General features: G+C 39.6%; 22 protein-coding genes. 11 read left to right on the top strand and 11 right to left on the bottom strand.

The genetic code is table 11. The annotated features are described in order from the left end of the window. Positions 1-468 precede the first annotated feature (468 nt). Positions 469-1,422, top strand: a complete 954-nt coding sequence (locus I6N95_RS23680; RefSeq protein WP_209532066.1) for a sortase domain-containing protein — start codon at positions 469-471, stop codon at positions 1,420-1,422. A gap of 159 nt (positions 1,423-1,581) precedes the next feature. Here I6N95_RS23680 and I6N95_RS23675 read toward each other — a convergent pair whose 3' ends face one another. Further along, on the bottom strand, positions 1,582-3,177 hold the full coding sequence (locus I6N95_RS23675; RefSeq protein WP_209532064.1) for an alpha-glucoside-specific PTS transporter subunit IIBC: 1,596 nt from the start codon (positions 3,175-3,177) through the stop codon (positions 1,582-1,584). Positions 3,178-3,205: 28 nt separating this feature from the next. Then, positions 3,206-4,534 carry a family 4 glycosyl hydrolase gene (locus I6N95_RS23670; protein ID WP_209532154.1) on the bottom strand — a complete coding sequence of 443 codons (1,329 nt, stop codon included), beginning with the start codon at positions 4,532-4,534 and terminating at the stop codon, positions 3,206-3,208. A gap of 174 nt (positions 4,535-4,708) precedes the next feature. Here I6N95_RS23670 and I6N95_RS23665 point away from each other — a divergent pair, with 174 nt between their 5' ends. Then, positions 4,709-5,497: a MurR/RpiR family transcriptional regulator gene (locus I6N95_RS23665; RefSeq protein WP_209532062.1), complete on the top strand. Its 789-nt coding sequence runs from the start codon at positions 4,709-4,711 to the stop codon at positions 5,495-5,497. Between the two features lie 74 nt (positions 5,498-5,571). Here I6N95_RS23665 and I6N95_RS23660 read toward each other — a convergent pair whose 3' ends face one another. Continuing rightward, positions 5,572-6,453 (bottom strand): hypothetical protein, encoded by an 882-nt coding sequence (locus tag I6N95_RS23660; protein WP_209532060.1) that lies wholly within the window; start codon positions 6,451-6,453, stop codon positions 5,572-5,574. Between the two features lie 301 nt (positions 6,454-6,754). On the opposite strand from I6N95_RS23660, the gene yfcC reads away from it, so the two are divergent. Together yfcC and iadA are read left to right on the top strand one after the other, a co-directional pair. Then, positions 6,755-8,491, top strand: a complete 1,737-nt coding sequence (gene yfcC, locus I6N95_RS23655) for a putative basic amino acid antiporter YfcC (RefSeq protein ID WP_209532058.1) — start codon at positions 6,755-6,757, stop codon at positions 8,489-8,491. 30 nt (positions 8,492-8,521) lie between these two features. Beyond that, positions 8,522-9,706: a beta-aspartyl-peptidase gene (iadA, locus tag I6N95_RS23650; protein WP_209532057.1), complete on the top strand. Its 1,185-nt coding sequence runs from the start codon at positions 8,522-8,524 to the stop codon at positions 9,704-9,706. Between the two features lie 51 nt (positions 9,707-9,757). Here iadA and I6N95_RS23645 read toward each other — a convergent pair whose 3' ends face one another. Continuing rightward, complete coding sequence (locus tag I6N95_RS23645) at positions 9,758-10,396, bottom strand: helix-turn-helix domain-containing protein (RefSeq protein ID WP_209532056.1); 639 nt, start codon at positions 10,394-10,396, stop codon at positions 9,758-9,760. A gap of 392 nt (positions 10,397-10,788) precedes the next feature. Between I6N95_RS23645 and I6N95_RS23640 the strand changes: the two genes are divergently transcribed. From I6N95_RS23640 to I6N95_RS23630, 3 genes are all read left to right on the top strand, one after another. Next, on the top strand, positions 10,789-11,541 hold the full coding sequence (locus I6N95_RS23640) for an exodeoxyribonuclease III (protein ID WP_209532055.1): 753 nt from the start codon (positions 10,789-10,791) through the stop codon (positions 11,539-11,541). 12 nt (positions 11,542-11,553) lie between these two features. After that, a complete protein-coding gene (locus tag I6N95_RS23635; protein WP_209532054.1) occupies positions 11,554-12,168 on the top strand; it encodes a hypothetical protein in 615 nt (204 codons plus the stop codon). 127 nt (positions 12,169-12,295) lie between these two features. Then, positions 12,296-12,829, top strand: coding sequence for a 3'-5' exonuclease (locus tag I6N95_RS23630; RefSeq protein WP_209532053.1), 534 nt, complete (start codon positions 12,296-12,298; stop codon positions 12,827-12,829). A gap of 45 nt (positions 12,830-12,874) precedes the next feature. Here I6N95_RS23630 and tsaE read toward each other — a convergent pair whose 3' ends face one another. The 3 genes from tsaE to I6N95_RS23615 all read right to left on the bottom strand — a co-directional run bounded on the left by tsaE (position 12,875) and on the right by I6N95_RS23615 (position 15,306). Next, a complete protein-coding gene (tsaE, locus tag I6N95_RS23625; protein WP_209532052.1) occupies positions 12,875-13,333 on the bottom strand; it encodes a tRNA (adenosine(37)-N6)-threonylcarbamoyltransferase complex ATPase subunit type 1 TsaE in 459 nt (152 codons plus the stop codon). Between the two features lie 150 nt (positions 13,334-13,483). Beyond that, entirely contained in the window at positions 13,484-14,464 is a 981-nt protein-coding gene (gene pta / locus I6N95_RS23620) for a phosphate acetyltransferase (protein ID WP_209532044.1), read from the bottom strand. 161 nt (positions 14,465-14,625) lie between these two features. Beyond that, the gene (locus tag I6N95_RS23615; protein WP_209532042.1) at positions 14,626-15,306 is read right to left on the bottom strand and encodes a uracil-DNA glycosylase; all 681 of its coding nucleotides are present in this window, start codon (positions 15,304-15,306) and stop codon (positions 14,626-14,628) included. Positions 15,307-15,562: 256 nt separating this feature from the next. Here I6N95_RS23615 and I6N95_RS23610 point away from each other — a divergent pair, with 256 nt between their 5' ends. After that, positions 15,563-16,432 carry a Cof-type HAD-IIB family hydrolase gene (locus I6N95_RS23610; protein WP_209532040.1) on the top strand — a complete coding sequence of 290 codons (870 nt, stop codon included), beginning with the start codon at positions 15,563-15,565 and terminating at the stop codon, positions 16,430-16,432. A 38-nt stretch (positions 16,433-16,470) separates the two neighbouring features. Continuing rightward, positions 16,471-16,998, top strand: coding sequence for an LURP-one-related/scramblase family protein (locus tag I6N95_RS23605; RefSeq protein ID WP_209532034.1), 528 nt, complete (start codon positions 16,471-16,473; stop codon positions 16,996-16,998). A 220-nt stretch (positions 16,999-17,218) separates the two neighbouring features. Here I6N95_RS23605 and I6N95_RS23600 read toward each other — a convergent pair whose 3' ends face one another. Both I6N95_RS23600 and I6N95_RS23595 read right to left on the bottom strand, forming a co-directional pair. Beyond that, positions 17,219-17,782, bottom strand: coding sequence for a GNAT family N-acetyltransferase (locus I6N95_RS23600; protein WP_209532032.1), 564 nt, complete (start codon positions 17,780-17,782; stop codon positions 17,219-17,221). A 184-nt stretch (positions 17,783-17,966) separates the two neighbouring features. Then, the gene (locus I6N95_RS23595; RefSeq protein ID WP_209532030.1) at positions 17,967-19,100 is read right to left on the bottom strand and encodes a coiled-coil domain-containing protein; all 1,134 of its coding nucleotides are present in this window, start codon (positions 19,098-19,100) and stop codon (positions 17,967-17,969) included. A gap of 183 nt (positions 19,101-19,283) precedes the next feature. Between I6N95_RS23595 and I6N95_RS23590 the strand changes: the two genes are divergently transcribed. Both I6N95_RS23590 and I6N95_RS23585 read left to right on the top strand, forming a co-directional pair. Continuing rightward, complete coding sequence (locus I6N95_RS23590) at positions 19,284-19,763, top strand: nucleoside 2-deoxyribosyltransferase (RefSeq protein ID WP_209532028.1); 480 nt, start codon at positions 19,284-19,286, stop codon at positions 19,761-19,763. 132 nt (positions 19,764-19,895) lie between these two features. Beyond that, positions 19,896-20,771, top strand: coding sequence for a helix-turn-helix domain-containing protein (locus I6N95_RS23585; RefSeq protein ID WP_209532026.1), 876 nt, complete (start codon positions 19,896-19,898; stop codon positions 20,769-20,771). 28 nt (positions 20,772-20,799) lie between these two features. Here the strand turns inward: I6N95_RS23585 and I6N95_RS23580 are convergent, their stop codons facing one another. Together I6N95_RS23580 and coaB are read right to left on the bottom strand one after the other, a co-directional pair. Then, complete coding sequence (locus I6N95_RS23580; RefSeq protein WP_209532024.1) at positions 20,800-21,351, bottom strand: flavoprotein; 552 nt, start codon at positions 21,349-21,351, stop codon at positions 20,800-20,802. Further along, positions 21,352-22,080, bottom strand: a complete 729-nt coding sequence (gene coaB / locus I6N95_RS23575; protein WP_209532022.1) for a phosphopantothenate--cysteine ligase — start codon at positions 22,078-22,080, stop codon at positions 21,352-21,354. Between the last annotated feature and the right edge of the window lie 234 nt (positions 22,081-22,314).

The raw sequence follows: 22,314 nt of genomic DNA, 5'->3' as shown, positions 1-22,314 counted from the left end.
GTCATTCCTTTCGTATCTTGAGTTTATTAAAAGAACTTTAATTATACCACCTTTGTTTCTTAGAATCCCCATTTTACCAGTCTAAGAGTTGTAGATTTTTGTTAAATTGAATGAAAAGGAACATGTCGACCTAACAATTGAGTCATTGATACGAATAGGTCTTAGTCATTTTCGACTGTCTTTGAGCAATACGTTTGTAAACTCAAATTCTCCGTCAAATTTTGTACCATTTTCTTCAAACAAAATAAGGCCCTTTTCACAATGATAAGCAAATATTGAAAAAAAGACTATTAAATACCTATATACCAACTTATAACAAGTTAAATAACTAATTGTATTTTAAAAGTCTTGAGCAAAAAAATCCACATTTTAAGATCTAAGATTTATGATGACCTTGTAGAAAAGCAGATTTTAATTTTATCGATAGAAGCAAAATCTCACCATTTACCATGACATGGAGGGATTAGAATGAAAAAAAAGATTGTAGTTGGTTTATTAGCTTTAACTATTTTGATAGGTGTTACCGGAACCCTATCATATAAGCAAAACATGCAGCTTGCTGCTCAAGAAAGACAATTAACGGGAAAGCCCACCGTAGCTGTGAAACTAAAAGAAGATCAGACTGAACCGCCCAAAATTGAGGGGCAAAAGGACTGGGATGTGACCCAAGGTGAAACCATTAATGTTTTAACAGACGTTATTGCCAAGGATCATGATAACAAAACCATTCCAGTTGTCGCTAGTACCTTTTCAACTGAAAAGACTGGCGATCAGAACGTGACCTTAACTGCAGTCGATCAAGAACATAATCAAACGACTGAAACCATTACGGTTCATGTCAAAAAAGCAATAGAATTGACAACAACTCCTTCTGAGGAGATCGCTAATTCTGATAATCAAGCTGTGATTGACGCACCAATTGAAGAAGAAACAATAGCTGAACCAGTTTTAATAACGGAAACAGCGATTGAAGAACAACCCGTAGCGGTGCCTAGTGAACCAACTTGGGCAGCTAATACAATGTATGTTGGCGATATCTCGATACCTTATCAAAATGCTGGACAAGGCGGCGGCCAATCAGTCATTGACAACAATCCCAACGTTATTGCCACCTGGGGTGGCAATGCTGTCCAATCAGGGAATGATGGTGCTAACACTCATTTTATTGGTCATAACCCTGGCATTTTTAATATTCTCTTTTCTGTAAGCGGCGGTAACCAGATCATCGTCACTGATACTTCTGGTACACCGACTTATTACACTGTTAACCAGATTTTCCAAGTTGACGACTATGCAACTGGGGTGGTTGACGGACAAAGTTATGCAGACCAAATTATCGGCAGTGGTGGTGGTGAACGAATCACCCTTCAAACTTGCGTAAACGATGATATTAACTTAATCATCATGGCTAGTGCCGCTTAAAAAGCATCACTAATGGAGGCAATGCCCTTGAATTCAATGGGGAAAATCAAGGGCTGACTCATCATACTTATTGAAGAGGAGACGTCTTCTTCAATAAAAAGACACAACAGCTTATCTCATAAGGGAGTCAGCTGTTGTGTTTTAATAATTCGTAACAGATTAGCAATCTAATTCTAAGGCTTCTTTCAATGCTTTATCAAACTCTTCTCTAATTTGTTCAACCGATAAGCCGACAATTACCTGAATGGCTAAGCCGTTTCTTACGACACCATGAGCGCCAAAATTTTTAAATTGTTCATCTGATGCTACTAGGCTATCATCCCTCACCGTCACTCTCAACCTAGACGCACAGTTGGTGACCGCTTCAATATTTTGATAGCCTCCCAACCCTTCTAAAAAATTGATGGCTTTGCCTCGATTGGATAAATCATTTGATGATTGTTGTCTTTGTTTTTTCGCCTTAAAGTCAGCTTTCGTATACAAGCCAACGTCTTCCGTTGCTAATTCACGGCCAGGTGTTTTAAAATCAAATTTCAGAATTAAATAGCGGAAAACAACAAAATAAATACCAGTAAAAAACAATCCTATGACCACCTGAATCAAATAGGTTTGCCAATGATTGGCTCCCATAGGAAACCAATTTTTAGCAATCATCTCTATTAAGCCTCCTTGCATATCTCCAACAACCCCAAAAATATACATGGTTGTTGCCATCGTTGCGGCTAAAAAAGCATGAACGAAAAAGAGGGCTGGGGCAATAAAGAGAAAAGTATAATCAAATGGCTCAGTTATTCCCGCAAAAACAGCCGTTAGCACACCTGGAATCAGCAGCGCTAAAACTTTTTTGCGATTTTCTGGTTTAGATGTGGCATAAAAAGCCATGGCGATACCTGGAATACCAAACAAATTAGAAATCCCTTGCATGGCGAAACCGCCTTCAGGAAAAAGCGATTTAAGCGACGCACTGGAACGAGCAAATTCTTGCATGTGCTCAATCCAATACAAAGTTGTTCCGCCTTCAACTACTGCTGGCCCATACTGGAATGGCGTGTAAATAAAATGATGCAACCCAGTTGGCAACAATGCCTTTTCTAAAAAGATATAAGAAAAAACACCAAAATTTCCCGATTTAACCATCAGCGTTTGCAATGACATAATGCCTTGTTGGACAATTGGCCATACAACCGATGTAGCAAAAGCTACTGGCAACATCACGAAAAAGCCGATCATGACTACCATGGCTGAACCTTGAAAAATACCAAGAAATTCCGGCAACGATTTATCAAAATACCGGTTGTGCAACCAAATGGCTAAAGCTGAAACCAAAATTGCCCCCAAAACACCGGTATCCAAGGTTTTTATTCCAGCAATCAGCTTCATACCGCTTTGACCACCAGCTTCTTGATTAAAATCAACCCCAAAGTTACTGCCAAAAATAGCCAAAACGGCTGAAATAAAATAGTTAAATGTCAAATAAATAACAAATGATTCCATTGCTGCACGGCCTCGGGCATGCTTAGCTAATCCAAGTGGTAAGCCAATCACAAACAATACTTCCATATGATTAAATACGGTCCAACCACCGGTTTCAATGACTGCCCAGATATTGGACCACATCGTCCCTTCCTTGGCAATGCTACCGACAATATCTGGATTAGTAAACACCGTTGCTAAGGCAACCACTATCCCTGGAAAAATAAATAATAAAACTGGGGCAAACATCGCCCCACCAAACCGTTGTAATTTCGCCATCATAATAAAAACCTCCTTTTTCTATTTTTCTTTATCGCAATTTCGGCCAGTAATCGCCATTGGCTATCATCATCTCGTCTAATACTTGCTTCGCAATTCGAGCAGAAGGCACTGTCTGATTTAAAGTAAAAGCCTGTAACGCCTTTTGATAAGACCCTTCAAAAAAAGCGTCTACCAATAATTTTTCAGCCGCCACTTGCGCTTCCATCAGCCCTTTATGAAAATCATTGATCGGTTCTAAAGAAATAGCTTCTGGACCAGTAGCCCCCACATATGCTGGTATTTCCACTACTGCATCTGATCTGAGATTAGGAATGGACCCACGATTAGGTAACAATAACATAAAACGTCGCCGCTGATCTTTTAAAATTGATACAGCCATATCAACTATATACTGGCCATGTTCACCAAAATTAAAATCCAGCACATTCCTTGTTTCTCCGGCTTTAATGGCTGCTGCCATCCGTTTTGTCTTTTTTTCACGTCCTTCCATCACCATGTTAGCTCGTGTATAATTGACATCAGCCTCTTCTACAATCATATCTGGATACAAATAGTACTCCAAATAATTATTTGGTAAATAGTCTGGGAAATTTCGCACCATGACTGACATCATCTCAAACGCCGCTTGCCAAGCCTCATCACCTTTGTTAAAATCTGCGACGCGCAAATAAGTCGTTTGAATTTTTTTAATGATCTCGGGCATCACATCTCGTCCTAAGGAGTTGTCGTAAATCGAACGATACCAGCCAAAATGATTTAACCCATAGTACGTACTAATCCAGTTTTTCCGATCATACCCATAATTAAGCGCAATCGTCTCCTCAATCGAAATTGTCATGTCACAGGCGTTCAACATGTTAATATTGGGAAATGCTCTACGGATTCCCTCTGAGATAATCGATTCTGGATTTGTATAATTTAAAATCCAAGCATTTGGCGCATGCTGTTGGATGTCTTCAACAATGGTTAACAACCCTCCCAATGAGCGCAAGCCATAAGCAAATCCCCCTACCCCACAGGTTTCTTGACCAACTAACCCGTATTTCAGTGGGATTTTTTCATCCTGTTCGCGCATGGCTAAACCACCCACACGAATTTGCGAGAAGATAAAATCAGCTCCTTTAAACGCTATCTCAGGATCGACCGTTTCAACCAACGTCACTGCCTGCATCTGATTCGTTGTTAATAATAATTGAATAATCAAGAACATGTCATGATTACGCTCCTGATCATTGTCATATAAACGAATCTCCTTTACGGGGAACACTTTTTTACTTTTTAAAATAGCCTGAATAATGCCCGGTGTATAAGTACTGCCACCACCTACAATGGTTATAATCAAGTTTTCCTCACTCAAGACTTTCACAACCTTCCATCCATTTAGTATACTTATAGTATAGTCAGTTACTTTTTGACCTACAATGCTTTCAAACTAAGTTGGTCCTGTGCTAAAAAATAAAACTCACGTCCAGTTTTTGGACTTTAGACCATCGACTATTATTATATGATGCTATTAAAAGGAGGAGTTATCATGTCTATCGAATTACGCATTAATCAATATTATTCAGCACTGAATGACAACGATTTAAGCGCTTTAAAATATATTATGGCAAATACTGAAAACGTCATTCATATGAGTGTGGAAGAAATTGCGACCAACTGTCATTCTTCTAAATCAAGCCTCATTCGACTCACTCAAAAATTAGCCTTTGCTGGTTTTTCTGAATTTAAATACTATTTACGCCACGAACAAAAAGAATCTCACACTGTTTATGAAAGTAACCTTAATTTGCTACATCAAGACATTGATGAAACCATTAAACTAATTTCACAAACCGATTTAACGCCTGCTCTTAAAGGGATTCACTCGGCTAAACGAATATTTGGTTACGGAACAGATTGGGGAGAGAAAAATGCCATTAACAGTTTAGCAAGAAATTTTATGTCTACAGGCACTTATATGATAACCATCCCTTCGATTACAGAATTTAACTGGATGATGGACTCTTTTACTGAGGATGATTTGATTATCTTGATCTCATACAGTGGCACGAATGGAGACTTGGAACAGAATATCGCAGTGTTAAAACTGCGAAATATTCCCTTTATTTCCATTACGCCTCTCGTCAAAAACACGTTGTCTCAAATGGCTACTTACAGCTTTTATTATCATGTAACCCCTTTGTATTTTGACGGTGACGATAAAAAAGAATACAATTTTTTTATCACATTAAATATTGTTGTCGATGCTATTTTCCGCGCTTACATCGACTATTACCCTTTTTATCAACAGGAAAAAAGCCAGAAACTTAAGCCCTGACTCTCTTTTTTCATATCTGTTATGTGATAGCCTCACTCAAAAAGGGAAACATTGGTTAACTATCGCAAAAGATTTTATTTGCTAGCTCCCACACCCAACCATATATTAGACAGCTCTGACACCCAAGGCGAAGGTCCACGTCTATTATCAAATGCTAAATACCCCTTGTAACGATAAATATAATCGATTTTCCATTGACGATTACCTAGATCTTTTTTAGCTAGTAACGTCATAAGAGCCTGAGCACGTGGCTCCTTTTGACTGTTGCTCTTCCCCACGATATAGACCAAGTCCATTAATGATAAACAATAACTTTGTGGGAACATCATATCCGTTATATGGGGACTAATCGGTTGATTAGTGGACCGTCTTAAAAATAACTGATGATCCAACATATAGTTGAGACCTTTCGCAATTAGGTTGGCAACCTCGCCATCTCTATTAGCTGTGTACTCCTGATAGGTTAACAAGGCCCGGAGAGTCTTGCCGACACCAATATAACAAGGCGTGGCTTTTAAGCAACCACCGTGCAGACAAATCCCTTTTCCTTGCCAACTTGATGTCTGATTCCGTTCAAAAAGTTGATACTTTTTTATCCAGTTTAACCCCCGAACAACTTCTGGACTTTGGGCCATTCCCAAACGAACATAGGATTCTAATAACATGGCGTTATAACAGGGCACGATTCCCCCTAGATCGCCTGTATAAGCAAACCCTTCTGATGTGGCCACTTCTTGATTAATAAACTTAACGATTTGTTGAGTGCCCCTTAGACGCTGACTTCCTGAAATTTCACTTAGCCCTACCAATTTAAAAATATTAGCTAATCGTTCTGAACTATTATCACGGGTTAACTTAACCACTAACAGAGATTGGTTGAGTAAACCGTCAATCTCTGTTTCCGATAATGATTCTCCCTTTTCCATTGCCAATCGTAATATTAAAGCTGAATCCATCCATTACTCCCTCCAACGACTTGTTTGACCAATTTCTTAAAACCAGACTAGCCAACAATCGTTTAGTTATTCTATTGTCATTATCCCCCCTCCTGTGCAGTGGAGGGCAAGTCCTTTGTTAATTTTTTTATTAGAAGGCAACATAAAATGAGCTCCTTTTTTCGAAGGGCCTCTGCACTATCTTAATAGACATTTTCCCCCTTACGAATCCTTCTTTTTGTGATATACTTTGACTTGACTTTGTATTTTTATACATTTGAGCTTGATAAGCTTAGATTAATCACCAGGAGGAGGATACTTAATGTCTAAAAAGTCTAATACAACACCTAAACGGGATTTAACTAAAATTAAAACGCCACATACTTATGCGATTATTTTTGGTGTTGTGATTGCTTGTTGGTTGCTAACTTTTTTAATCCCCGCAGGAAAATTTAGTGTCAATGAAATTGAAATTGAAGGGGCAGATGGGCAAACAACTACCCGAACAGTCCTTGATAAGGAGTCGTTTCGCTACAGCTATGCCATGAATAAGGAATTTGTCTTTGATCAGTTAGAAGAACTAGTCACTGATACATCAGCCTTAGCTGAACTCAACGTCGATCAGGAGGCACTAGAGGCAACTTTAGCAGCTGGAGAGCAAACGCTCTCTCAAGAAGCCCTAGATGAATTATCTTTGACCGATGACACTTTATACAATTTATACGGTGAAAAAATTTATCACACTGACAAAAAATTGCATAAAACGGCGAATCTCTGGGGAACAGATGATTTTGGCGGTTTTGGTTTTCTCAATTATATTTTTGAAGGGCTAACCTCTGGAGATAAGTATGGCTCTGCTGTCGGAATCGTTGCCTTGATTTTGGTCGTTGGTGGTTCCTTTGGGATTATCATGGCAACAGGCGCAATCGATGCAGGGATATACGCCTTTATTAGCAAGACCCGTGGACTAGAGCGTTTAGCATTGCCGGTCATTTTCTTTATGTTTTCATTAGGTGGGGCAACCTTCGGTATGGCAGAAGAAGTGATCCCTTTCGCTATGATCATGGTGCCTTTCGTGATTGCTCTTGGCTATGACTCGATAGTGGCTATAACCGTCACTTATGTGGCTTCTCAAATTGGAAATGCGGCGTCTTGGATGAGTCCCTTTAGTGTCGCGGTCGCTCAAGGAATTGCCGGCGTCCCCGTCTTATCTGGTGCCACTTTCCGGTTGACAATGTGGGTAGTCATTACGACTCTGTCAGCTGGTTATATGATGGTGTATGCCGAGCGCATTCGCAAAAAACCAGTATTGTCAACAACTCACGAATCTGATCAGTACTTCCGCGATCGAATTGCCACAACAACTGAAGAACAAAAACCATTTACTTTAGGTCACAAATTGATCCTGTTAGAAATGTTAGCCGTTCTGATTTGGATTATTTGGGGTGTTACCTCAAAAGGCTATTACATTCCTGAGATTGCCTCTCAATTCTTCGTCATGGGCTTAGTGGCAGGGATTATTGCCGTTGTTTTTAAGTTGAACGATATGGGCATTAATGACATTGCCAGTTCATTCCAAACAGGAGTGGCTGATTTAGCTGGCACAGCGATTGTGGTCGGAATGGCGAAAGGCATTCTACTTGTTTTAGGAGGTGCAGATGCTAACGTGGCTTCCGCACTTAACACCATTCTTTACAGCATTGGTAATCTCTTAACAGGTGTTCCAAGTGTCATCGGGGCTTGGTTCATGTACATCTTCCAGAGTCTCTTTAACTTAGTCGTTACGTCTAACTCTGGTCAAGCTGCTTTAACGATGCCAATCATGGCTCCACTAGCCGATATTTTAGGCGTATCACGACAAGTAGCCGTCTTAGCCTACCAATTAGGAGCAGGCTTTGTCGACGCCTTTACACCCGTTTCTGCTAGTTTAATCGGAGTTCTCGGTGTGGCTCGAATCGATTGGACAAAATGGGCGAAGTTCCAAATTAAAATGCAAGGATTCTTATTTGTTTTAGGAACAGCTTTTATTGTGATTGCTATTTTAATTGGGTTACAATAAACAGATCAAGTCATAGAAAGAGGGATTCAAATGAAAGTGATTCGTCAAGCAACAGTTTATGCACCTGATTACCTTGGGATTAAAGATGTCTTAGTGGTCAACGATAAAATTCAGTTAATCGCTGATAATATTCCCTTAGCTAGCTTACCTTTTGATGTCGAGGAAATAAACGGCACAGGCAAACTATTAACCCCTGGTTTTATTGACTGCCACTTCCATCTTTTAGGTGGTGGTGGTGAAGGTGGCTTTCAAAATCGCACACCAGAAGTAACTTTAACTAACTTGACCACTGCTGGGGTTACCACAGTAGTTGGTTGTCTGGGAACTGATGGCATTGGTCGAGATATGGTGGCATTAATCGCCAAAGCGAAAGGTCTGGAAGTCGAAGGAATCTCTACTTACCTCTATGAAGGGTCCTATCGGTTACCAATTGAACCGATCACCGATTCTTTGATTAAAGACTTTATGGTGATTGATAAAGTCATCGGTATTGGAGAGATTGCCATCTCTGACCACCGTTCGTCTCAACCGACCTTTGCAGAATTCAGTCGAGCCGTAGCAGATGCTCGGGTAGGCGGTATGTTGTCGAATAAAGCAGGCATTATCAACGTTCATCTGGGTGGCGGTAAAAGCAAACTCTCCCTGATTAACCAAGTCATTGAGGAGACTGAAATTCCGATTAGCCAATTCTTACCAACTCATGCCAATCGGACACCAGAACTTTTTGAAGCCTCATTGGCTTTTGCTAAACGTGGCGGCGTGATCGATTTCACCGCTAGCGATGATCCAGAATTTTGGGAGAAAACCGATGGTGAAGTCAGCTTCGCTAAAGGACTAAAACGTTTGTTAGCAGAGGATATCAATCTAAACAACTTCACGATGTCTTCTGACGGTCAAGGCAGCTTGCCTTATTTTAATGAAGCTAACGAATTTATCGGACTAGGAGTTGGCAGCTCAAAAGCCTTGCTGATCTGCATCAAAGATGCTTTTTTTAATCAGCAAATTCCCCTTGAAATTATTTTACGAGCAGTGACCAGCAATCCCGCTGCTATTTTGAAGTTGGCAACCAAAGGTCAGGTAGCAGCTGGCTATGATGCAGATCTGTGCTTGCTGGATGCTGACACACTAGATATCGATACGGTGATTGCCAAAGGGGAAACCATGGTTGCCAACCGACAAGTAAAGGTTTATGGAACATTTGAACAACACCCATAACAAAAAAAGCATTTAGCAGAGGTTATCACTCCGCTAAATGCTTTTTTACGTTTATTTTTGGTTATAGCGATCCATCAGTTTAATAATACACCAAGCTAGAACGCCTCCCGCCACCACTCCTGTTCCTAAGCCCAAAACATGAGAGGCCTCCTCTTTAGGAACAATCGCTGACACTCTTGAAATAACCAATAGACAGACCCCCAAAACAACTGCACCAGGCAACAGTCCTTTTTTGACCATTTGTTGGAAGTTAGTCGGTTTCTTAATTGAATACTGTAAATATTTGTTCTTAGCATAGACCGTAATAAACAAATTACCAAGCATGATAAACATAATAAGCAAGCTCGTATTACGCTCGATCTTAAACCCTTTCACCTCTAATAGATTCAACATGACTACTAGGAAAAGCAATAGATTGACTACCCCACTAGCACCTAAAACCACTTTACTCTCTTTTAATTCTGTCTTTCGTCTAATATCTTCCACCATACCGTTATCCTCCTTCAATAATCTGTCCAGAGAAATTTGATAGAGATTGCTCAAAGCGATTAAACTATCAATATCAGGATAGGTTCGCCCCGTCTCCCAACTGGAAATAGTCTGTCGTGACACAAATAAGTCAATGGCCACCGCTTCCTGTGTCAGGTTCAACTTATTCCGTTCATGTTTTAGTTGCTCGCCAAATTTCATCTCTTCACTTCCTCTGTGGATTAACTGTATGATAACTGTCTCAATAATACTAGACGAGGGATGTTGCCTGCAACTCATTTTTTGCTAGTTATTCAAGCAAGCTCAATCTATCAGCTTTTTTACAACAATCGGACTGTCGTAAAATAATTCAAACTCCTAGTTGCAACCCGCGTTGTTAACCCCAATTGTTCAATAATCTGAAACGATAAGCGGTTAACCTCACTTTTTTAGATCGTTAAATAAACAAATATTTTAAATACTAACCAGAAATACATGACGGCAAGTCAAATATCCGATACAATAAAGGAAGAATCTTAAAATGAGCAGCTGGATTTATGTGATTAGTCATAAATTTAGTACCGCTCTGAACCATACTAGAAGGAGGATGCACAATGAAATTCATTTCATGGAATGTCAACGGCTTACGCGCAGTAGTAAAGAAGGGCTTTGTTGATATTTTTAACGAGTTAGATGCAGATTTTTTCTGCCTTCAAGAAACAAAGCTTCAAGAAGGACAGATTGATTTGGAATTACCTGGTTACCATCAGTATTGGAATTATGCGGTTAAGAAGGGATATTCTGGTACAGCTATTTTCGCTAAAGAAAAAGCCTTATCAGTCTCTTACGGTATCGGCATTGAAGAACACGATCAAGAAGGCCGAGTAATCACTCTTGAATATCCGGAATTTTTCCTTGTCACTTGCTATACCCCTAACTCACAAAACGAGTTAAAACGATTGGATTATCGGATGACATGGGAAGAAGAGTTTAAAACTCACCTTAACTTGCTAGATGCTCAAAAACCTGTTATTCTCTGTGGCGATCTAAATGTTGCTCATCAAAATATTGATTTAAAGAACTGGAAAACTAATCGTAAAAACGCTGGGTTTACTGATGAAGAGCGTGAAAAATTCAGCTTATTATTAGCTGAAGGTTACGTCGATACCTTCCGTCATTTTTATCCTGATTTAGAAGGAGCGTACTCCTGGTGGAGCTATCGTTTCAACGCTCGTCAAAATAATGCTGGGTGGCGGATTGACTACTTTGTTACTTCTGAACGCTTAACAGACCGCCTTATCGATGCTAAAATTCATGCCGATATCGTCGGAAGTGACCATTGCCCTGTTGAATTACTCATAACTTAGAAGGGACCTACTATGAAAAAAATGCTTAACATCTTGATCATCACAGCCATCGCCCTACTGGGTTTTAGCCATTTTGATCACCACGTTTTGGCCGAAGATACCAAAGAGCCGCTTATTTCTGATTTAGTTTACGACAAAGAGAATCATGTCCTTACAGGGAAAACAGTCCCCAATGCCAATGTCTCCTTAGCTGATATTGTGGCGACAATTACAGCTGACGAAGAAGGTCATTTTTCGATACCAATCCCGGATGATTTAGAAAAAACAACCATTACCATTATGGACTTCCTTAATGATCAATCAACAGATGTAAACTACAACTTTGTGGCGCAAACAATCGATACGACTGAGGAGCATGTTGTGTCCCAATCAACGACCATTCCTAGCTCCCAGAGTAGTAGTACTCAGACTCAAACAGTGGCCAATAAACAAGAGCCAGATAAGCCCTCCCAAAAGGAGTCATCTGTCGTGATTTGGGTTGTGGTTCTGGTCATCATCGTGATTCTAACAATTCTAGGAATCTTTTTGGTCAATAAACAAAAAGCTGAAAAACAACAAGCTGAACTAATTCAGTCCAAAAAAACTCGTTCTGGTCGTCGAAAGCGACGTAAAAAATCATCAAAATAATTGGTTCGGAAGCGAGATTTTTCATTCTCCTTCCTTTTTTCTTTTGATAAAATGGGGTATAATAAAGGAATTCAGAGTGACGCTTAATCGCTTCACCCAACATTTTTTAGTAAGGAGTCTTATCAATATGAACTTTATCGCCTTTGACTTTGAAACGGCTAATTTCCAAAAACACAGTGCCTGTTCCGTCGCGTTGATTATGGTTCAGGATGACCAAATTGTGGGACGATACTACTCACTGATTCAACCAGAAACAGACTTTCATTGGAGAAATATCCAAATTCATGGCATTCACCCTGAAGACGTTGCAAATGCCCCTAAGTTTCCTGCTGTTTGGCAAGAAATCCAAGGCTATTTTCAGGAGAATCGCTTAATTGTGGCCCATAACGCTGCCTTTGACTGCGCTGTGCTAAAAGGTTGCTTAGAGTATTATGGAATTGAGCAACCCCACTATCTGTCTCTTTGTACCGTGCGAACGAGTAAAAAACTCTTTCCTGAGTTTGAAAACCATAAACTCAACACTGTCAGTGATAAACTTGGAATCAAATTGGACAACCATCACAACGCGTTAGACGACAGTTTAGCATGTGCAAATATTCTGTTGTATCAAGCCAATCGTTTTGGTGTTGACCCATTAAAAAAATTAGTTAAGTATATGTAAAAAGCGAAGAAATAACAACAGTTAATGTTATTTCTTCGCTTTTATTTAGATGGCTTGTTCAATTCTAGCCAATAAGTCTTGCCCCTTTGGTCCTGGGTAAATTTTTAGCTGACGGCTGTTAACCTCCGCTTGATAACTTAAGACTAATTCGACATAATCAGTTGGTAACTCCTCTTCAATCAATTTTCCCCACTCAATAATCGTTACGCCATCACCTTCAAAGTACTCATCCAACCCTAAGTCAGCAGCCCCCTCTTCTAAACGATACACATCCATATGAAAAAGGGGGACGCGACCTTTGCGGTATTCTCGAACAATCGTATAAGTAGGGCTCTTGACCATTTGTTCAATACCGAGACCTCGGGCAAGACCTTTGGTAAAAGTCGTCTTACCTGCTCCCAACTCACCGGTCAAAACCAAGCAGTCACCACTTTCTAGAACGGCCCCGATTTTTTCAGCCATTTCTTGGGTGGCTAACTCATTTTCTAAATATATTTCTTTCATGCTTTAACCTCACTTCATACAATATGCCATTTAAGCAGCTACTTACCTGACATATTATTTGGGATTAATACTCCTTAGTATCTTCTTCTCTAGTATACTCATTTACATGAAAAAAGACTACCCAACAAAATTGAGTAGTCCACGTGTAATCTAATCCATTAAAGACTGACCAGCAGTAATAATTGAAAGTTTGTAAACCTCTTCTTCATTGCACCCGCGAGACAAATCAGAAACGGGTTTGTTTAATCCCTGTAAGATTGGTCCAATTGCTTCAAAGTTACCAAAACGTTGCGCAATTTTATAACCTATATTACCTGATTGAATTTCTGGAAAAACAAAGACCGTAGCATGACCTGCAACTTTTGAATCTGGCGCTTTTTGTTGGCCAACTGATGCCACATAAGCCGCATCAAATTGTAATTCACCGTCAATTTCATATTCAGGTGCAAGAGATTGTGCGATTTTAGTCGCTTCTTCTACTTTAGTCACTTCTTCTGATTTAGCTGATCCCTTTGTTGAGAAACTCAACATTGCAACCTTAGGATCAATACCAAACATTTCAGCTGTTTTAGCACTTGCCACTGCAATTTCTGCTAATTCTTGTGCATTTGGATTAACGTTAATGGCACAATCTGAGAAAATATACTTTTCTTCGTCACGACCACGAACCATCAAGAAGGCACCGCTAGTACGGCTAATTCCAGGTTTAGTTTTGATAATTTGTAAGGCTGGACGAACAGTATCTCCTGTAGAATGAATCGCACCGCTCACCATACCATCGGCTTTATCCATGTATGTTAACATTGTTCCAAAGTAGTTAGGGTCTTTTAAAATAGTTCGCGCTTGATCGTCCGTTACTTTCCCTTTACGTCGTTCAACAAATGCGGCTACCATTTCATCAAACTCTGGGTATGTTTCGGGATCAATAAGCGTTAAACCTGATGTTCTTAAACCACGAGTGTTGGCAATTTCTTTCACTTCGACTTCATTTCCAATAACAATCGGTTCCAATAAACCTTCTGCACTTAACCGAATAGCTGCACCAAGCACTCTCAAATCCGTTCCTTCAGGAAAAACAATTTTAATCCCTTTGCCTTGAATTTGTTCTTTTAAGCCTTCAAAAATATCCACTGTAGTACCTCCAATAATTGTTTTATTGCTTTCTCTTCTATCATACACCCATTCCATGAAAAAGAACAGTTTAAATTAGCTGTATCACATATTTTTATACACGATTTAGACAACTATTCTCTAATTACAGCTTTTCTATTAATACAGATTAAAGATAATTATCATACAGTTTCCGATAACTGCCAATCAATTGGCTTTTTCCCCCATTTGGCCAAGGCACGATTGGTCTGCGAAAAAGGGCGCGTACCAAAAAAACCACGATGAGCCGACAACGGACTGGGATGTGGTCCCTCTAAAATCAAATGACGATCAGCGTCGATCATCTGAGCTTTGCTTTGAGCCGGTTTCCCCCATAAAATAAAAATAATTGGTTCTGACCGCTCATTCAACTGCCTGATAACTTCATCTGTTAAAATTTCCCAGCCCTTATTTCGATGGGAGTTAGCTTGACCATCACGAACTGTTAAAACAGTATTTAAGAGCAACACGCCCTCTCTTGCCCATTTCTCTAAATACCCATGGCCAACTGGTTGGTAACCTAAATCGCTAGCTAGCTCTTTATAAATATTGCGCAAAGAAGGGGGAATTTTATTGCCTGGCAAGACAGAAAAACTAAGCCCATGAGCTTGATTAGGACCGTGATACGGATCTTGACCTAAAATAACCACCTTAACCTCCTCATACGGCGTCAGTTTGAACGCCTCAAAAATTTTGTTTTGCGGCGGGTAAACTGCAGTCTTTTGATATTCACTCTTTAAAAATTCTTCCAGCTGTTGATAGTAAGGTTTAGACTTTTCAACAGCCAATAGCTTTTCCCAACTATTTCTTGGTAACTCCATCATCTGCTCACATCCTTTATCTCCTAGCATACTAAAACAACTTGAAACACTCAAGGGATTATCCTCTTTTTTTGCTCATTTAACCATCGTCTGTTACTCATTTGCTACTTTCTGAAAGGCAACAACAACTTTACATGCTGAATCAGTAAAAAAATGGTAAACTAGAGAGGACGACATTATGTCTAACTATTTGATGCACCACTAACCAACTAGTTAAATTAAGAATAGCTTTAAAAGCTGTCAATAAGGAGGAAATCAGATGATTAAATTAATTGCATCAGATATGGACGGCACGTTATTGGGGACGCGAATGAACGTCCCTCAAGAAAACATCGATGCCATTCGCTTTGCTGAAGAAAAAGGGATTCAATTTATGGTAGCCACTGGACGTGGGTACACCGAGGCCAAACCTCCTCTGGACGAAGCTGGTATTAATTGTCCAATGATAACGGTTAATGGAGCTCAAGCCTTCGATAAAGACGGCAACAACTTATTTACAGTTGATTTCGAGAGAGAAAATGCCAAAAAAATCGTCGCAGTTTTACAAGCTCATCATGTTTACTTCGAAATAGCCACAGACCACGGTATTTACTCTGATAATCAGCATCAGCGCATTGAAAACGCCGCTATTATGTTAGCCAATCAGCTGCCTCATTTAACCTTTAAAATGGCAATCGCGATGGCTGCTGCTCATTTGGAATTATTGGATATCAATTACATCACTGATTATCAGGAACTTCTTAATAACGGTGGCATTAAAATTTTAAAATTTATTGCCTTTGCTCCCGAAGAAATAAAAATATTAGGGCCTTTGCGAGAAGAAATCGAAAAACTACCGGATTTGATTGTCACCTCTTCGTACCCTAACAATATTGAGATCAATCATATTGATGCCCAAAAAGGAATCGCCGTTAAACACATTGCCAAAGATTTAGGTATTCCATTAAACGAAGTGATGACGATCGGCGATAACTTTAATGATGCGAGCATGCTAGAAGTTGCAGGTGTTAGCTTTGCTATGGGTAACGCAGAAGAAGGCGTCAAGAAAATTGCGCGCTATGAGACTGATCATCACATGGATGGCGGTGTCGGCAAAGCCATTATTCGCGCCATCGAAGAGAATCTTTAGTCGTTAAAAAACGCTTAGTTTGAGAAAGGGGTGACTGGATGAGCCACTATTATATTCGCCAAGACCTATTATCAAGTAGCAGTCGCACGATAATTAAAAACCAAAAAGGTGACGCCCTGTATCTTATGGTTGGTCGCTGGGGAATGCGTGGGGACGTCCTTTCCCTGTATCAACTGAATGGTGACATCGTTGCCAGTATTAAACAAGCCAACTTCGCCTTTAAACTTGGCTCGCGATTTGACCTTTACCATGAATTCGAAAAGGTTGGCTCCTTACAACGGGTCCTCTCGATTAATCGTGACTTTTACTTCGTTCATCAACTTGGATGGGTCGTCATGGGCGATATCAGCAATCATGATTACGCCATTTACCATCTGAACCGTCGTGTCATGAAAATGGAAAAAGCTTCCCTTACAACTGGTGACTTTTATGCTTTAGATATTCCTGAGAAAGAAGAAGCTCCTCTTTGTATTTGTATCGCTGCTGTTCTTGATTATTGGTTACTAAATCGAAAAAAAACCGAAGACCAACTCAAAAAACATGTCCCCAATTTAAGCTTTGATTAGAAAAAAGCTGGGACATCGAATCATTTTGTTTCCTCATAAGGCTACTGGTCACAGATAAGCACATGATCCAAGTAATCTCAAAATAGGATGCCCTCTCCTCTAGTATTTAAATGCATAGCGGTTTAGAGCATTAAAGATAGCAGACTTGTGGAAGGCGTCTAGCGCACAAGTTTCATGAAAACACTGGAGGCTGGGACAATAGTCCCAGCCTCCAGTTAACTTATATCTCCTTCTGCATATGGTCGTATTGATGACCACTAATGACAGCACGGCCAACCTCTTTAAATCCTTGCCGAATGTATAATTGCTTCGCTCGGGGATTGACATCATCCACACTCAACCCGATCTTATTAGCCCCTTGTTTAGTGGCAAACTTAGGCAAAGCTTCTAATAACTTGGCACCAATCCCGCGCCCGCGCTGGTCAGCACGTACCGCAATACTATCCAAATACCATTCATTTTCAAATGCTTCTTTGTCTCCAAACATCACTTCGTCCTCTGGAATCCCTAGTTTTCTATAGGCTGCTTTTAGCGGCTCATCGATCGTCGATTCTTCAGAATCGAGATAACCAAAGGCAACACCCAAAATTTCATTTTCTTCTTCTAACACGATGCCTCGTGCGTACCCAAAACGAAAATTTTCATCAGCAAAAGCTAACTTAAGGACCTCAACGAGTTTTTCCTCCCCGTATTTCTTTAAAAATACTAATTCCATGTCTTTTAAGATTATCATCACTAATGGTACAATCTGATCAACATCAGATTTTTTAGCTGAACGTATCAATTTTCTCCTCCTCACATCATCCCATAAAAATTGTACGGGTCTACTAGTTAAAAGTCAACCCTGACACATCCTCATTATTCTGGATGACATACAACCAAGTTGCCAACCAACTGCCACTCTCATTCCTAATTTCCAAACAAAAAAAGCCCCATCTAAAGTTAATTAGATGGGAACACAGTTTTTATTATAATACGGTAATAATGATTGAACGACGTCCAAAATTACGTGCTTCATTTTCACTGCCAACAAACATATCAATGATGTAACCATTAACTGCACCACCTGTATCTTCAGCAGTATAAACCCCTGAATATTGTGGCATGCTTGGTACTACGATTTGAACTCTGCTACCTAAAGGAATTCTACTAGGATCAACCGCAATCGTTCTGCCAACTGTTGGCACTGTGCCTGTGGCGGTATTATTACCAGTAGCAATATAAGCCGTGGCTTGTCCGTTAATGCCTCCTGTTGCTGGTGGAGTCACTGGCGGAACAACTGTCGGTGGAACTACTGGTGGTGTCGTTGTTTGGCCACCGCCAGAATTACTAGTATCCGTACCGGATTCTGTCGTGCTTGAGTTATTAGTAGCATTACTTGTTTGAACCAACTGCTTGGCAGCTTCTTCTTTAAGTCTCGTCTCTTCTGCAGCTTTCGCGGCAGCCGCTTCTCTAATTTCATTTTCTTTACTTACACGTTCCGCAGTTAAACTGTCTAATGTAGAAGCATTAGAGGCTAATTTATCTTTCAAACCAGCTACTTCAGTATCCAATGACGCTTTTTCAGCTTCGGCTGTTTGTTGTTGACTTTCTAAATTGGTTTGTGTTTCAATTAATTTCGCTTCTAGTTGACTAAGTTTTTCTTTGTCTTCATATAAAGACTCAATCTTAGAGTTTTCAGCATTTTGCAAAACGGTCACCGCATAGGCGCGATTAATAAAGTCGGAAAAACTCTCAGCTTCCAATAAAGCTTGTAAGGAATTTTGTCCCACTCCACGTAATTGCATATCTTTCATTCTTTCAGCTACAACTCCGCTGCGTTTCTCGATACTTTCTTGAGTTGCCACAATATCTGTTTCAGTCTGCTCAATTTCTTTTTGCGAATCAGAAATTTTGGAATCTAGTTTAGCTAAATCTTGATATTTAGCGTTAATAGCGGCAACAACTGAATCAATTTCTGCGTTAATTGTTTCGCCTTGTTTTTTTACTTCAGCTTCTTTATTTTTAATTTCATCTACAGAATCTGCTAACGCAATACTTGGCATAACCACAGCAACTAATATGGTTAGAACCATCAGATAGGTCATCTTTCGTGATTTCAACACCCACAACACCTTTCATTACTCTTCTATAAGTACAGTTATCTCTATTCCTTTTTTAGCTTCACCATTACATTATACTAGAAAAACTTAAGAGAAATATAACATTTTCTTTACAATATGTTACAGAATCGATAATCTATAGGTAGCATGTAATATAAAAAATACTGTAAAGGAGACTTTTTCATGCCTAAGCAACTATACTACGCTGCCCCACTTTTTTCAAATATGGAATTACAATACAATCAATACTTGGTAAAAAAATTGCGAGAAACCTATCCTGACGAACTCTTTTACGTTCCTCAAGAACAAATGAGCATTAACGATAAGGCTAATTATGCGGATTCCATGACTATTGCCAAATATGACACGGAGGCACTCTTGGCTAGCAAATTGATGATTGCTATTTTAGATGGACCTGTCATTGATGTCGGTGTTGCGTCAGAAGTTGGTGTCGCTTATCAAGCTGGCATACCAATTATCGCGCTGTTCTCTGATAGTCGCCAGCAAGGGGCCGAGTCTCCTGAGAAGCTAGAGGCTCTAAAAGAAGTAGCTGAATCACAATTCCCGTATGCTAATCTCTATACAATCGGCTTGATTAAACTTAATGGAAAGGTTTTGGCAAATGAGACAGATTGGATCCGTGAGATCGGCAATTATTTGTAAAAACTTAAACGCTTGCCTCGGCAAGCGTTTTTTGTCCTTCTTCCGCCTTATAGCAACTGATAAGTGCGTAAAAATTGTTTCATATTTCTTAGCTGACGCCTATACTTAAGAGACCAAAGGAGGTAATGCTCAATGAATTTAGCTGAAAATCTAAAATATTACCGAGAAGTCAATGGATTAACCCAAGACGCTGTTGCTCATAAATTGTGTATCTCTCGACAATCAGTGTCCAAATGGGAAAATGGGGAAAGTTACCCCAGCATCGATAACTTGATTATATTAAGGGATCTTTTCAATCTTTCAATCGACGAATTAATTATGGGCGAAAAATTTTTAGCCCTCCCCTTTAGTATTGGAAACAGTCATCCCGTTCGCAAGCAATTCTTAAAACGTCCTTTACTGCTGAGCACTCTAATTGGCGTTGTCGCTCTAATACTAACAAACTCTTTCATCTGGGGAATATTCTGTTTTATTATAAGCAACCTGGCCTTGATCTTCCTCATTTACACATTGAGTGTTGAATTAATTTATCAGCATTGGGTCTTAGAAAAAGACCAATTAATGTTTCTACCTGCTACAACTACTTTTAGATCAAATTTAACAAGAATGAAACACATTCTAAAAAAACAGGAACACCAGTGTTTGCAACCACTAAAGTACCAGGACATCTCTAATATCACCCTTATTTACCAGAAAAAAATTAGAGACCCATATACCACGAACTTAACCAGCTACAATTTAACACCAATCCTATTAGTGTCCATGAGAGATCCTTTTTACTTCTTAGTCGAAACGATGGACGGGCAAACGATCAAATTAGATTTAGCGGTAGACTTTTTTCAAACACGGGTCGCTTACCAGCATCTAACAGAAATTTGTCATTTTTTTGAAAAGAAGTTTATTCCAGTTGATGATCCCGATAATATTCTGGTTGCACAACAAGAACAACTCAACTTGTACGCTTATATCTATCGGGGGACGAATAACTCACTGACAGACAAAAACTAAAAAACGACGAACTTATCGTCGTTTTTCATTATACTCTTACACTATTCAATTCTGCCATAACCCGATCGACAATCTCAGGGACTTTAGCCATAGCCCCGATGCCAATGTCACCACATGCTAAGCGTTCTACAACCGGTTTAATTTCTTGATACCCATATCGGGCTAATTTTGCCATATTTTCTTGAGTGATGATCTGCTCGTACATTTTAGTGTTCATTGCAGGGGCATAAAATTTAGGTGTACTCGGTGGTGTCGCCATACAAACCGTTGACAGCATATCATCTGCAATACCGTTGGCAATTTTACCAATCGTATTGGCCGTGGTTGGAGCGATTAAAATCAAATCGCTGTTTTGCGCTAGATAAATGTGATTGATCCGTTCCACTGATGGCTCCGTCATAACGTCTACATGAACCGGATTTTCTGATAAAATCTGCATCGTTAAGGGGGTGATAAACTGAGTGCTGTTCTGTGTCATTATAACATGAACATCCACTCCCTGATTCTTCAATTTGGTAACAATTGTTGCTGCTTTATAAGCCGCAATACTAGCACTAACACCTAATACTACTCGTTTCATTTATGTTGTTCTTCCTTTCATGGTTTGCTCAATAATCCCTTGAGCAATAGCTTGCTTACTGGTATAGGTGGTAAACTCACCTTGGCGGTTAATCAGATATCCTAAATGTTCATCGCCACTAATCCTCGTTTTATCATTTGCCAAAACAAAATCGCAATCATTTTTTGCCATCAATTCCTTGGCTACTTTTACTAAGTGCTTTTCCGAGATATCTACCAACAGTTTAAAACCAACCAGACATGCACCTGGTTGCAACTGCTTGATAAGCGAAATAACCTTTGGTGTTTGTTGCAACTGAAAATACATGGTTTCTGTCTGTGAACTCAACTTACTGGGTTCACTGCTGATAGGATCAAATGCTTGGTTTAACGCCTCTAAAACTGATTTGTTTTTTCCTAACCTACTTATTAATGCTTCTTGGCTTGCTGTCCCTGTCAGATAATAATCACTAACTGCCATACTGTGAACCACGATATCAAATGAGGTCTGTTCCAACTGGTTGGTAACCTCCATTATTAACTCCTGAACACTTTCAACTTCTATGATTCTAATAGCAGGATTGCTTGGCTTCAGCGAGCGTTTAGCACTAATCAAGGTCACGTCAACATCGGCTAACTGACTATAAGCGTCTGCTACTAAACTGCCTAATCTGCCTGTTGAAAAATTCGTAATCGCTCTAACATCGTCAATCCGCTCAGAAGTTCCACCTGCTGTAATCAAAACTCGCATATTGGCCACCCTATCCTTCGACTTATCTTTTATTAACCGTTGCTCCTTTCTTAGTGTAGTAGAGATTCCACTAAAATGAAAGTAGTTCGTCCCACATTCTCCAAAAAGTTGATATTATTCACCAAACCCCCTCCTCACTTTGTAGTTCTCCATTTATTTTCAACATATCGATCCTCAATAACTGATAATCATTATCAATTATGATATACTACTTAAAGATATTTGCTTTATTAA

It is taken from the genome of Vagococcus allomyrinae, assembly GCF_017829975.1.
Taxonomy (GTDB): Bacteria; Bacillota; Bacilli; order Lactobacillales; family Vagococcaceae; genus Vagococcus_D; species Vagococcus_D allomyrinae.
This window is presented reverse-complemented; position numbering and strand designations above follow the sequence as displayed.

Excerpts from the sequence above, each read along its gene's own strand:
- I6N95_RS23680 (WP_209532066.1), top strand. The coding sequence starts at position 469 with ATGAAAAAAAAGATTGTAGTTGGTTTATTAGCTTTAACTATTTTGATA.
- I6N95_RS23675 (WP_209532064.1), bottom strand. The coding sequence starts at position 3,177 with ATGATGGCGAAATTACAACGGTTTGGTGGGGCGATGTTTGCCCCAGTT.
- I6N95_RS23665 (WP_209532062.1), top strand. The coding sequence starts at position 4,709 with ATGTCTATCGAATTACGCATTAATCAATATTATTCAGCACTGAATGAC.
- I6N95_RS23660 (WP_209532060.1), bottom strand. The coding sequence starts at position 6,453 with ATGGATTCAGCTTTAATATTACGATTGGCAATGGAAAAGGGAGAATCA.
- yfcC (WP_209532058.1), top strand. The coding sequence starts at position 6,755 with ATGTCTAAAAAGTCTAATACAACACCTAAACGGGATTTAACTAAAATT.
- iadA (WP_209532057.1), top strand. The coding sequence starts at position 8,522 with ATGAAAGTGATTCGTCAAGCAACAGTTTATGCACCTGATTACCTTGGG.
- I6N95_RS23645 (WP_209532056.1), bottom strand. The coding sequence starts at position 10,396 with ATGAAATTTGGCGAGCAACTAAAACATGAACGGAATAAGTTGAACCTG.
- I6N95_RS23640 (WP_209532055.1), top strand. The coding sequence starts at position 10,789 with ATGAAATTCATTTCATGGAATGTCAACGGCTTACGCGCAGTAGTAAAG.
- I6N95_RS23635 (WP_209532054.1), top strand. The coding sequence starts at position 11,554 with ATGAAAAAAATGCTTAACATCTTGATCATCACAGCCATCGCCCTACTG.
- I6N95_RS23630 (WP_209532053.1), top strand. The coding sequence starts at position 12,296 with ATGAACTTTATCGCCTTTGACTTTGAAACGGCTAATTTCCAAAAACAC.
- tsaE (WP_209532052.1), bottom strand. The coding sequence starts at position 13,333 with ATGAAAGAAATATATTTAGAAAATGAGTTAGCCACCCAAGAAATGGCT.
- I6N95_RS23615 (WP_209532042.1), bottom strand. The coding sequence starts at position 15,306 with ATGATGGAGTTACCAAGAAATAGTTGGGAAAAGCTATTGGCTGTTGAA.
- I6N95_RS23610 (WP_209532040.1), top strand. The coding sequence starts at position 15,563 with ATGATTAAATTAATTGCATCAGATATGGACGGCACGTTATTGGGGACG.
- I6N95_RS23605 (WP_209532034.1), top strand. The coding sequence starts at position 16,471 with ATGAGCCACTATTATATTCGCCAAGACCTATTATCAAGTAGCAGTCGC.
- I6N95_RS23590 (WP_209532028.1), top strand. The coding sequence starts at position 19,284 with ATGCCTAAGCAACTATACTACGCTGCCCCACTTTTTTCAAATATGGAA.
- I6N95_RS23585 (WP_209532026.1), top strand. The coding sequence starts at position 19,896 with ATGAATTTAGCTGAAAATCTAAAATATTACCGAGAAGTCAATGGATTA.
- I6N95_RS23580 (WP_209532024.1), bottom strand. The coding sequence starts at position 21,351 with ATGAAACGAGTAGTATTAGGTGTTAGTGCTAGTATTGCGGCTTATAAA.
- coaB (WP_209532022.1), bottom strand. The coding sequence starts at position 22,080 with ATGCGAGTTTTGATTACAGCAGGTGGAACTTCTGAGCGGATTGACGAT.